We start from the raw sequence: 12,344 nt of genomic DNA, 5'->3' as shown, positions 1-12,344 counted from the left end.
CTCACTCCTTCATTTTAATTTAGAATCTGCCTATTTCTTCACAGTGGTCCATGAATTCAACAGTCTTTTGGTTTCATACATGGCATCTTTAAAGCTCTTATTCCCACCGTAATAGGCATTGATCGGTTGATTGATATATTGAATCAGTGTCGCCCAATCCTTTACCATATGGTTGGACGCCTCAATGCCATACTTAATCGATCCTTCATGGGCCTCTTTCAGCTTTTGCTTAGAGATGCCTAGTTTTTTTGATTCAAAGTCAAGCCAGTAATTCATGAGATGCTGGTTAGCTGGAGGGCCTTGTGTGATATGAATATAGCTTTTTAGGCTATCCGTACTATAAAGGAATTTCATGAATTTCCAGGCTTCCTTGGGATGCTTAGAATCTTTAGAGATGCTCATGATGTCGATATACATGCGATCCTGACGGTTGGGAACATAAGGCAGTGCAGCGACACTCCATTTGAAATCCTCGATGTTTTGATAGCCCCAGAGCCCCCAACCGCCATTAATTGTCATGGCAACTTTTCCTGAGACAAAGGGATCCCCCAATTGAGAAATAGCGGATAGCTGTGATGCAGAAGGAGAGACCTTATACTTAAAGATCAAATCGTGATGGGCTTTGACGGCTTTGTGTACAGCTGGATCATCAACATTAGGCTTGAGCAAGAGCCCTTTTTTATAGCTTTCATCTGAAATAAAACTGCTGCCAAACATTTCGGCGTCTACTGAAGGGTCATTGTTATCAAGGAGTCCATAAATGTGTTTAGAAGGATCTGTGAGCTTTTTAGCATAGGAGACCATTTTATCCCATGTCCAAGCTTTATCCTCCCAATCGGTTGGCGGATCAGGGAGACCTGCTTTTTTAAATAGATCTTTATTGTAAAATAAAAGACTACCAAGTGTATTGATCGGTAACGCCTTCAATTCTCCTTTGATTTTCCATAAATTTAAGGCACTTGGTAACACACCATCAATGACTTCTGGATCTTTTTTTACATAGTTAGAAAGATCAACGAGCTGATCAGCATAGGACATAAAACCACCATTCGCCCAGTTAGGCGCAACAATATCTGGTAAATTTTTTCCTGCGATCATGGTGCGCATTTTTTGATCAATTTGATCCTGTGGAACATCAATTAACTTGATATTTATGTTCGGATTTTGTTGTTCAAATATCTTAATCATCTGGTTTTCCCAAACTTTTTCATGCGGATCGGCGCGCACGAGCCAGCTCAACTGGACTTTTCCTTTTCCATTCGTTGAGCCACTGCAGCCGGACATTGCTATGACGAGAACGAGGCCAAGCACAGTGATCAAAAACGTTTTGAAAAACATGCGATTCACCTTTCATCCTCCTCTCATAATATGGAAACGCTTACAAAAATAATTAGGCTTTCGCTACTTGCTTCCTTCTGTGGCTTTGACAAAAGAAGAGCATAAGACATTTCTTAAAAGTCCTCCGCCATTGATGAAGTCAATTTACTGTTTTCATGTGTTTTTAGTCCCTTTTGTAGTGCTAGTATTTTGTAACATTATCATATGCACCGAGATCTTATGCGTGATATGAGTAGGCTAAAAATCGGAAAGAGAATTCCCCTGCCTGTGAGGCATCCCCTTTAAAAAAGCAAAAGCCAACGCCGACATGATTCATAAAGACGTTGACTGTTCCTGCATTTATTCCTTTTCGGTGTCATTAAGGGTGGTTAAACTTTTGTCATGCTTTAATAAGTCGAGAAAGACCTGCAATGCTTTGGTTTGAAAAGGGGAAGAGGTGGTGACGATGGAGAACTTTCTTACATAAGGTAAGCCTTTAAGTTTGAGTATTTTTAGATCACCATGGCGAAGCTCTTTTTGAATGGTCCATTGTGAGAGCAGGCTTATACCTAACCCTGCTTCAACGGCCTCCTTTATCGGTTGTGTGCTTCCTAAACTCATGATCTGAGTAGGTGAAATCTCAAAACGCTTGAGCACTGTTTCTGCTGCTTCTCTTGTTCCAGATCCAAATTCTCTTAAAATCCACCTTTGTTCTTCTAAGTCTTTTATGGTGACTTCATGTTTTATGGCTAATGGATGCTGTGGTGAAGCGACGACACTCATGTAATCATCTGTAAATTCTTCAATACATAAATCCTTTTCTGTTTTAATATGTCCTTCGACAATGCCAACATCAAGCTGATGATTCAGAGTTAATTGTGCGATGTCTGATGTGTTACCAATGGTTACGGTGGGTTGAATACTTGGATAAAGGCTTTGCATTTTTGCGATGATGTGAGGGATGATATATTCTCCAAATGTGTAGCTTGCTCCAATTGAAAGTGTCCCGCTGGCTTTATTGGCTAAATCATCGACGAGATGATGCATTTTTGTGTAGAGCCCAACAATTTGTTTGGCATGGTGATAGACAATTTCCCCAGCTTTATTCAATCGGACGTATTTATTTGTTCTTTCGAGCAATCTGACCCCGAAGTTGTCTTCAAAAGTACGGATGTATTGACTGACTGCTGGTTGGGTCATATGCAGTTCTTCAGCTGCTCTGGAAAAATTTTTCTTTTCTGCAACAGTGACAAACACCTGTAAATAGTGATCCATGTTAATGCCTCCCTTTTATCCATCATTCCTCTTATTATATCACTTTACTTATTATCACCATTATAAATAATTATTTTTCTTATAATAAAACATCATTTATAGTTAGAAATAGGAGGTGCGGTTATGAATGTAACGGACTCGCAGGAACGAAAAAGATTGAAATCAAATCTCTCACCACAAACAAAGTGGATCGGAGGTGTTGCTTTTACCTTTTTTATTGCCTTACTCGGCTACTTATTGGCACTAATACCTGGGTTTAACCATATTGGCCAGTTGGCCTGTGCCATTATTATTGCCGTTGTTTATCGCCAAATTTTTGGGTACCCTGAAGCCATTCGTTCAGGGATTGCCTTTTCATCTAAACGGTTACTTCGTATCGCCATTATTCTGTATGGTTTGAAATTAAACATTGCCACCGTGCTGAGTGATGGATTAGGGCTTTTGCTTCGTGATGCCTGTGTTATTGCCTTTGCTATTTTTGTAACGATTGGACTCGCAAAACTATTTAAAGCGGATAAAATGATTTCCTTGTTACTAGGTGTTGGGACTGGGGTTTGTGGTGCCGCTGCTATTGCAGCAATAGCCCCTATCGTCAAATCGAAGGATGAGGATACAGCGATTGGCGTTGGGATCATTGCTTTAATGGGGACAGTCTTTGCGATTGTTTACACGATTTTGCGTCCATTTTTACCGCTTGATGCAATACAATATGGGACATGGTCAGGCAGTAGTCTCCATGAAATCGCTCATGTCGCTTTAGCTGCAGCGCCTGCTGGACAGCACGCATTAGCCATTGCACTGCTGGCTAAATTAGGCCGCGTCTTCTTACTTGTTCCTCTTTGCTTTATCTTCATTTATTTCATGAAGCGTAAAAATAAAGGAGCAGAAGCAGCCGATACTAAAATTGAATTTCCTTGGTTTCTTGTTGGTTTTATTATTTTGAGTGTATTAGGGAGCTATGTTTTGGGTCATGCCATTCCAGTCCCTCAAAGCCTCATGAATTTTATTCCTAATTTGACGACTTGGTTCTTAACAGCTGCGATGGTCGGACTTGGTTTGAATGTTAGTCTAAAAGACTTGCGGACAAAGGCTCTCAAGCCACTCATTGCCATGACGATTACCTCTGTCTTATTATCGGTCATCTCTTTCTTTACTGTATGAGAAATGGGGAAGCAATCGATGAAGTCTGGGAGTACCCTGTCAAAGGAAGAGCTCTCATGAAAAATATATTATTGGAACGGATGGATCAAAGCATTCCGAGCATGCAGGAGTGTCTCCTCTCATCCAAAGTCATTCTGGCTTATTGAAGCGGCCATTTTAATGAATGCAAAGCACCTGCAAGTCGGGTTTAATGAAGAGGAGATGCGACAATTTTTTACCGAGAAAGAAACGGAGTATATGGCGGCAAAAGGAATTCAGCCGTGTTTAGTGGTGTGATTTCTGATGATTAAATCTTATGGAAGGGGCTGGGACAGAAGTCTTCAGCTCATAGAGAATCCGAACGTATTCACCATTTTAAAGGGATGCGTTCGGATTTTTAGTGAGTCATGAAGCGCTTCGTCAAACGATTTCGCTTTTCGTGGGGGGAGTGGTAAGCCTCCTTGCGCTACGCGCTGCGGGGTCTTACTGATCTCCTACTTCCCGCAGGAGTCTTTGTATTTGGACTACACTTCCGTTTTCCTGTCTCCTTTTAAAATATTATCGTTCGGTATGAGGGTGATCTCTTTTCGCTTTGTCCTAGCCTCTTTCTTTTAGACACTGAGACTTGTTGGATTAATAGGGAGTCCTGAGAATCATGAGTGCATTGTGAAGTGAGAAAGCGCCATTTCTATTGTTCTTTATATCGTCAGCTTTAAGCCTCCTTATATAATAGCGGCTCTCCTAAAAATCATCAAATTCCGATACTATAATTAATTTTCTGATTTAAATTGACATTTAAAATAGGCTGATTTATATTATTAATAACATCACTGGAGTAAATAAGGGAGAAAGTTATTTTTTTTATTCAATTATTTATATTAAAAGAGGTTTGATCGTAATAAATAGCTTTAATTTCTCCTATGGTGAAAAAATAAAAGGTGACTTAACTATGCAGAAGAAGGATCAAAATTATATAAAAAAGGAAAATAAAGGGTTGGTTTTAGATTTGATTAAAAGATTGGGCCCTGTTTCCCGTGCGAAAATTGCAAAAGTAACTAAAATGAGTCCAACAACTGTATCGAGAATTGTCTCCTCTTTAATTGAATTAAATTTTGTTGAAGAAACTGAGCAATTCACATCAGGCGTAGGCCGGAAGGCGACGCTTCTCGCAGTAAAATCTGATTCCATTCTTTCTATAGGTATTGAATTAGATGAAAAGGTTTCAAGGGCCTGTATCATTGATTTCTTGGGGAATATGATTTGTTCAAGCGAAACCAGTCTCAATAAAGAGGATGCCCCAGAAAAGATTGTCATCCATCTTAAAAAACAAGTCGAAGAGCTGGTAAACGGTCATAATGTTCAGTGGCAAAAAGTTATTGGAATGGGAGTTGGGCTCCCTGGATTAATAGATTATGCCAATGGACAAGTTAAAATCTCTGCTCAACTCGGATGGGGGGATGTTCCGTTAGCACATATGTTAGAAAAGGAGTTTCAGGTCAAGGTTTTTATAGATAATGAATTAAAGCTGAAGGCCTATGCTGAAAAACGCCTAGGAAATGGGAAGCAAAGTGGTAGATTAGTGATGATTGGTTTTGGCAGTGGAGTGGGCTCCTCCCTCATAGTTAATGGTGAAATAGATAGGGGCCATTCTAATTTTGCTGGAGAGATCGGGCATACCATTGTAGATCCAAATGGTAAACTCTGTCCTTGTGGGAATTTTGGCTGTTTACAAACGTATATTGCTGAATCTTTTTTATTGGAAGAGGCTTCAAAAAGAAAAGAAATAAAGGACATTCAGGAGCTGATTGAGATAGCTGAACGTAATGAAGAGTGGGCAATCAGTGTTATCGAACGTGCAGTGACCTATGCCACGCTTGCAATCAATAATATTGTTTGCATTAATAACCCAGATACAGTCCTTCTAACAGGCTCTTTGATTGATCGTTATCCGTATATAACAAATAAAATTTTGAAAAGCTGTGAAACAAAAATCTGGGAGCCGTTACGCAATTCATTCGCTTTAAGAGTGTCAACCTTAGAACAACAAGGTGTCATGTTGGGGGCAGGAATGATAGCTCAGAAGGATTTTGTGCAAAAGCTTAATTTTGAAGAGGGGGTATTGAATTGAACGATCCAGTGCTGGTTTCAGAGTATAGAGGAAGCATTCTTGAAAATGAACATCATGGGGTAATATGTGGTGTTAATGAAAAAAAAGAGGTGATTTTCCAAGAGGGAGATATTAATCATTTGACATTTTATCGATCAGCTATGAAACCAATTCAGGCCATTCCAGTCTTTCTGACGGACGTCATCAATAAATATGGGTTAACTTCGGAAGAGACCGCTCTATTTACAGCCTCGCAACGAGGAGAAATCTATCATCAAAATGCCTTGGTCTCCTTGTTAAGAAAATTGCAATTGTCAGAGGAACAGCTTGTTTGTGCAGAGTCCTTGCCTTTAAATGATGAACCTAAAGCCGCTTGCTTATGGAACCATGGTGCGAAGCGTAGATTGTTTCATAATTGTGCTGGGAAGCATCTGGGACTTATTGCTGCAGCACGTGAAAAGGGTTGGGATATGGATACATATTATGAGCTTGACCATCCGCTTCAACAAGCCATTTTGGGATATCTTTCGCAATTAGCTGAGATAGATTCCAATGAAATTGGAAAGGGAACGGATGGGTGTGGGGTTCCAGTTTTCTCTGTTCCTTTATATAATATGGCTCTTTCATATCTTAAATTTGCTTGTCCAGAGATGATATCAGATCAAGGGATGAAAGAGGCGGTTAAACATATTGGCACCGTAATGAATGAGAATCCTAAGATCATTGCCTCCCATCAATTTGTGTGTACAGCATTATTGGAGGATTCAAATATTGTTGCCAAAGGAGGTGCACAAGGTGTTTATTGCTTTGCTTTAAGAAAAGAGAAACTTAGCTTTGCGTTAAAAGTGTTAAGTGGATCAGAGCTTGTCTGGCCAATTCTTATAGCTGGTATTTTAGAAAAAATGGATTATCAAAATAAGGAAACCATTCATCGCTTATATGAGCTAGGTCAGAGAGACATTCTTAACGATGAAGGAAAAATCATTGGAAAGCGCGTTGTTAATTTATAAGGGGGAAAAGAAGATGATAAGAAGTAAAAAGATCATGGGGGCCTTTTTAATTGTCCTTTTAGCACTGGTGTTAACCGCCTGTTCAACAACTCGTTCGAGCTCTGATAGTGGAGGGGCAGCTTCGTCCGATAAAAAGGATAAGGATATTAATATTGCTGTAAATCAAGATTTTACAACTTTAGATCCTCATAATGTAAGCGATACACTGTCTATTTCTGCTACTCATGCTATTTATGAAGGCCTTGTTGGGTTTGATAAGGATATGAAGATACAACCCGTTCTTGCAACAGATTATAAGATTAGCGATGACGGCTTGACGTATACTTTTCATTTAAGAAAGAATGTTAAGTTCCAGGATGGAAGCTCTTTTAATGCAGAGGCGGTGAAAGCTAATTTTGACCGAATCCAATCCTCCAAGGATGCCTTAATCGCTTCTCATTATTTGCAATATTTAAAATCCGTAAAAATTGTCGATGATCACACGATTCAACTCATTTTAAATCAGCCTTTTAGTGCCATGCTTAATAAACTTACGATGGTTGAAATGATTAGTCCAAAGGCGTTGAAGGATCAAGGTGACAAAATAGGGATGCATCCAGTAGGCACGGGACCATTTGAATTTGTTAAATGGAACCAAGGGGAGTCTTTAATACTGAAGAAAAATCCAAATTATTGGGATAAAGGCTATCCAAAGGTTGATCAAATTACGTATAAATCAGTTCCTGAAAATGGTTCGCGTGTAGATATGCTTAAAACCGGAGAGGCTGATTTTATTTACCCGTTACCAGAACAAAGTGTCCAAGCGTTAAAAACCCAAAATGATATAACTGTCGATCAAACAACCTCGAATATTGTACGTTATGTCACTTTAAATACAAATAAGAAACCTTTTAATGATAAAAAAGTTAGACAGGCAATGAACTATGCACTAGATAAAAATGCTTATATAAAGGTTGTTAAAAGCGGCTTTGGTAGTGAACTTGATTCGACAATGGCTCCTTCTACCCAATTCTACTCAAAACAAAAGGTATACAACTATGATCTGAGCAAAGCAAAAGAATTAATGAAAGAAGCCGGGTATGCGAAGGGATTTACTGCCGAGATCTGGGGGGATACAGATTCCGCAACTATGAAGGGGATGCAATTTATACAACAACAAATGGCTAGAATTAACATTAAATTGAAAATCAAGGCGATGGAGCAAGGGACGTTATCCGATGCGATTAATACCCCTAAATCTCCAGATGATGCCAAGGTTCAAATGTGGTATGTGAGTTGGTCTCCGTCTTCTGGTGATGCAGATGGTGCAACACGTGGTTTATTTAGTAGTGCAGCCTTCCCACCAAATGGTTCAAATACGGCTTATTATAAAAACGGAGAAGTTGATAAATTAATAGATAAAGCTAATCAAACAACGGATGTTGAAAAACAAAAAAGCATGTATGCAACCATCCAAAAGGATATTTACAATGATGCACCATGGCTTTTCCTTGGTGTTGATACAAACTTGTCTGCTCATGTTAATAAATTAAAAGGTGTCTATGTCTTGCCTGACGGTTCTATCCAAGTTAAGGAAGCCGAACTCCAATAGATCATGATGTAAATAAAGGGGGCTGAATAACTCAGCTCCTTTTATTAAAGGGAGGTCAAATTCAGCATTGAAAAAGTATATAGTCAAACGTATTTTAGGCATTATCCCACTCCTTTTTGTCGTTTCATTTCTAATATTTTTATTTATTCATTTGGTTCCAGGGGATCCTGCCCGCTTAATCGCAGGCAAAGATGCCGATTTACAACAAATCAATGCAATAAAGCACCAGCTACATTTAGATGAGCCTTTATATAAACAATACATTGATTATATGAATAATTTATTTCATGGTAATTTGGGTGAATCGATTAAATCAAAGGTTCCTGTTTCGGAATTAATAGGTGAAAGAATTGTTCCTTCTCTTGAATTATCACTACTAAGTATTGCTTGGGCCATGGTTATAGGGGTTTTAATTGGGATAATCTCAGCGATTTTTAAAAACCGTTGGCCTGATAATATAGGCATGATTACTGCAGTATCAGGAATCTCTCTTCCTAACTTTTGGTTAGGGTTGGTGATGATACAGATCTTTTCAGTTAAATTAGGCCTGCTACCAACGGGAGGAATCGAAACCTGGAAGGGATATTTAATGCCATCTATTGCACTAGGAGCAGGTATTATGGCAATGATCGCAAGGTTTACACGTTCCTCCTTGGTTCAAACGTTGAAGGAAGATTTTATTAGGACGGGGAGATCCAGAGGATATAGCGGTTTAACAATTGTATTTGGCCATGCGTTGCGGAGCTCATTAATTCCAGTTGTAACGGTGGCTGGACTTCAATTTGGGTTCTTATTGGGGGGTTCAATTGTTGTTGAAACCGTTTTTAGCTTTCCTGGAATGGGACGATTATTGATCAACTCGATTCAAATGAGAGATTATCCAGTTGTACAAGCTGAATTAATGCTTTTTTCATTTGAATTTATCCTTGTCAATTTAATCGTAGATTTATTGTATGGTTTTCTGAATCCGAAGATTCGTTATGATTAAAAACTAGTTGGTGCAAGGAGGGCTTTCTTTGAGTGAAACGATGACAGTTTCCAAACAGCAAATAGCTTCGAAACGCGGAACTTTATCTACTTTTTGGCATGATTTTAGGCAGAGAAAAGTAGCTTTTATTTCTTTTCTATTTTTTGTCCTTTTGGTTATTTTAGCAGTCATTGGGCCGTATATAGTTCCTTTTAATCCACAAACACCTGATTATAATCACGTATTACAAGGAATGTCGCAAAAGCATTGGGCAGGTACTGATGAATATGGAAGAGATGTACTAAGTCGCCTTATAGCTGGAACTAGGATCTCATTAGGTATCGGCATATCATCTGTATTAATTGGTGCAATGGCAGGGACTATATTGGGACTGGTAAGTGGCTATTTTGGAAAGTGGGTTGATAAAACCATCATGCGTATTTGTGATGTATTATTCGCTTTTCCTGATATCTTACTAGCAATTGGTATTGTTGCTATTTTAGGTCCAGGATTAAAAAATGTTATCTTTGCCGTCGCTTTTTTTAGTGTTCCCTCCTTTGCAAGAATGGTAAGAGGGAAAACACTTGAAGTGAAAGAAATGCTCTTCATAGAAGCAGAAAAGTCAATCGGCGCAAAGACAAATCGCATTATTTTTCGTCATATCTTTCCAGAGACTATTCCTATTATTATCGTTTATTTAACAATGCAGGTCGGTACAGCCATTTTAGCGGCTGCGAGTCTAAGTTTTCTTGGATTAGGGGCTTCTCCTTCCTCGCCTGACTGGGGAGCAATGTTAAGTATGTCACGTGATTACATTGGTACAGCTTTTAATCTTGTCTTTTTTCCAGGGCTAGCCATTTTTTTGACCGTTCTTTCTTTAAATAATTTAGGTGATGGTCTTCGTGATATTTTGGATCCAAAAATCAAAGATTAAGGGGAACTTTGTCAATATGCACAACTTATTAAATGTCAATAATCTACAAATTGCTTTTAGAAAAAGAAAAAAGTCCATTAAGGTTGTAAACGGTGTAGATTTTGGAATAAGTAAGGGAGAGATTGTGGGGATTGTTGGTGAATCGGGATGCGGAAAGAGTGTCACCTCTTTATCTATCATGAGGCTTTTTCATGATACATCTGGAGAGGTCGTGGGAGGCACTATCCAATTTAAAGAGAAGGATCTTCTTGAATTATCTGAGCGAGAGATGCGAAGGATCCGTGGAAAGGAAATAGCTATGATTTTTCAAGAGCCGATGACTTCTCTGAACCCCGTTATGAAAATAGGGAAGCAGTTAATCCAAGGCATCATGTTGCATTTAGGCTTGAACAGAGAAGAAGCGAAGCAACAGGCTGTAGAAATGTTGAAGCTCGTGGGAATACCAAGAGCTGAAAGCATTATGAATGAATATCCCCACCAATTATCCGGTGGGATGAGACAAAGGGTCATGATTGCAATTGCCATGTCTTGTGAACCGGAGTTATTAATTGCTGATGAGCCTACTACAGCGTTAGATGTTACCATTCAAGCACAAATATTACAATTGATGAAAAAGATACAGAGAGAAAGAGGGACAGCTATTTTACTGATAACTCACGACTTAGGTGTGGTTGCCGAATCATGTGATCGTGTGGTTGTTATGTACGCAGGTAGGGTGGTCGAAGAAGCTACTGTTGAAGAATTGTTTGAATCGCCGTTACATCCATATACACAGGGGCTAATTGAATCCGTTCCTAAAATAGGAAATAGGAAGGAAGAACTATACTCTATTCCAGGGCACGTGCCTAATCCAGAAGCTATGCCAAACGGGTGCAAGTTTGCTTCGCGGTGTCCTTATGTAATGGATATTTGTCGTGAGAGGGAACCACAGTTGGTCAGTAATAATAATGGACGAAAGCAACGCTGCTGGCTACATCAGTCTATTAAAGAAGAGGAGCGAAAAACCATTGGTTGATAATGAATTATTGAAAGTAAAAGGCTTGAAAAAATACTTTCCTATATCAAATGGATGGTTCTCCTCAAAAGAGTATGTTAAAGCCGTTGATGAGGTGTCCTTTTCCGTTAAAAAAGGTGAAACATTAAGCTTAGTTGGAGAATCAGGCTGTGGTAAATCTACATTAGGTCGTTTGATCAATGGATTAATAAAGGCAGATGCTGGTGACATTGTGTTTAAAGGGGATAATTTGGCAGAGGCAAGTGAGACAAAATGGCGATCTTATCGCAAACCTATGCAAATGATCTTTCAAGATCCCTATGCTTCACTAAGCCCAAGGATGAAAATCAAAGAGATCATAGCTGAACCGTTAAAAATCCATGATCCGAGCTTATCAAGAGAAGAAAGAGAAGCAAAGGTTAAAAGCATATTAGAAATATGTGGGATAGATTATTATCATTCAGATAAATATCCTCATGAGTTCAGTGGAGGTCAAAGACAGCGCATAGGAATTGCCCGGGCATTGATCTTACAACCCGAATTAATTATAGCTGATGAACCTGTTTCTGCTTTAGATGTATCTATTCAAGCACAGATTTTAAATTTGTTAAAGAAACTGCAGAAAGACTATCAACTCACCTATTTGTTTATTTCTCATGATTTGAGTGTTGTGGAGCACATCAGTGATCATGTAGCTGTTATGTATTTAGGGAATATTGTTGAGATTGCCCCAAGAGAAGCTATTTTTGAAGATCCAAAGCATCCATATACGAAAGCCTTGCTCTCTTCTGTCCCGATACCAGATCCTAAATTAAAAAGGGAGAGCATTATATTAAAGGGGGAAATTCCTAATGCAGCGAACCCCCCAAAGGGATGCAAGTTTCATACAAGGTGTCCACTTGCCATGTCGATTTGTTCAAAAGAAATACCAATAATGAAAACCGTTGGAGATAAACAGCAAATGGTCGCCTGTCATTTATATCAATAAATCATTTTCTTTTAGGGGCAA

10 protein-coding genes are annotated in these 12,344 nt (G+C 38.9%); 8 read left to right on the top strand and 2 right to left on the bottom strand.

Translation table 11 applies throughout. The annotated features are described in order from the left end of the window. Nucleotides 1-30: 30 nt before the first annotated feature. Both IEW82_RS01140 and IEW82_RS01135 read right to left on the bottom strand, forming a co-directional pair. Nucleotides 31-1,338 carry an ABC transporter substrate-binding protein gene (locus tag IEW82_RS01140; protein ID WP_229672219.1) on the bottom strand — a complete coding sequence of 436 codons (1,308 nt, stop codon included), beginning with the start codon at nucleotides 1,336-1,338 and terminating at the stop codon, nucleotides 31-33. 339 nt (nucleotides 1,339-1,677) lie between these two features. Then, complete coding sequence (locus tag IEW82_RS01135) at nucleotides 1,678-2,592, bottom strand: LysR family transcriptional regulator (protein WP_188688010.1); 915 nt, start codon at nucleotides 2,590-2,592, stop codon at nucleotides 1,678-1,680. 123 nt (nucleotides 2,593-2,715) lie between these two features. On the opposite strand from IEW82_RS01135, the gene IEW82_RS01130 reads away from it, so the two are divergent. The 8 genes from IEW82_RS01130 to IEW82_RS01095 all read left to right on the top strand — a co-directional run bounded on the left by IEW82_RS01130 (nucleotide 2,716) and on the right by IEW82_RS01095 (nucleotide 12,323). Continuing rightward, nucleotides 2,716-3,753: a YeiH family protein gene (locus tag IEW82_RS01130; RefSeq protein ID WP_188688008.1), complete on the top strand. Its 1,038-nt coding sequence runs from the start codon at nucleotides 2,716-2,718 to the stop codon at nucleotides 3,751-3,753. A gap of 928 nt (nucleotides 3,754-4,681) precedes the next feature. Further along, nucleotides 4,682-5,860, top strand: a complete 1,179-nt coding sequence (locus IEW82_RS01125) for an ROK family transcriptional regulator (protein WP_188688006.1) — start codon at nucleotides 4,682-4,684, stop codon at nucleotides 5,858-5,860. Then, nucleotides 5,857-6,849 carry an asparaginase gene (locus IEW82_RS01120; protein ID WP_188688003.1) on the top strand — a complete coding sequence of 331 codons (993 nt, stop codon included), beginning with the start codon at nucleotides 5,857-5,859 and terminating at the stop codon, nucleotides 6,847-6,849. Before IEW82_RS01125 ends, IEW82_RS01120 begins: the two co-directional genes overlap by 4 nt. A gap of 13 nt (nucleotides 6,850-6,862) precedes the next feature. After that, a complete protein-coding gene (locus IEW82_RS01115) occupies nucleotides 6,863-8,440 on the top strand; it encodes a glutathione ABC transporter substrate-binding protein (protein ID WP_188688002.1) in 1,578 nt (525 codons plus the stop codon). A gap of 67 nt (nucleotides 8,441-8,507) precedes the next feature. Then, nucleotides 8,508-9,428 (top strand): ABC transporter permease subunit, encoded by a 921-nt coding sequence (locus IEW82_RS01110; RefSeq protein ID WP_188687999.1) that lies wholly within the window; start codon nucleotides 8,508-8,510, stop codon nucleotides 9,426-9,428. Nucleotides 9,429-9,468: 40 nt separating this feature from the next. After that, nucleotides 9,469-10,341 carry an ABC transporter permease gene (locus IEW82_RS01105; protein WP_188688878.1) on the top strand — a complete coding sequence of 291 codons (873 nt, stop codon included), beginning with the start codon at nucleotides 9,469-9,471 and terminating at the stop codon, nucleotides 10,339-10,341. Between the two features lie 16 nt (nucleotides 10,342-10,357). After that, complete coding sequence (locus IEW82_RS01100) at nucleotides 10,358-11,356, top strand: ABC transporter ATP-binding protein (RefSeq protein WP_188687997.1); 999 nt, start codon at nucleotides 10,358-10,360, stop codon at nucleotides 11,354-11,356. Beyond that, entirely contained in the window at nucleotides 11,349-12,323 is a 975-nt protein-coding gene (locus IEW82_RS01095) for an ABC transporter ATP-binding protein (RefSeq protein WP_229672167.1), read from the top strand. Before IEW82_RS01100 ends, IEW82_RS01095 begins: the two co-directional genes overlap by 8 nt. Nucleotides 12,324-12,344 lie beyond the last annotated feature (21 nt).

The sequence above is a fragment of the Pullulanibacillus camelliae genome, from assembly GCF_014642655.1.
Taxonomy (GTDB): Bacteria; Bacillota; Bacilli; order Bacillales; family Sporolactobacillaceae; genus Pullulanibacillus; species Pullulanibacillus camelliae.
The sequence above is the reverse complement of the archived record's forward strand: the minus strand, read 5'-3'. Positions and strand labels throughout refer to the sequence as shown.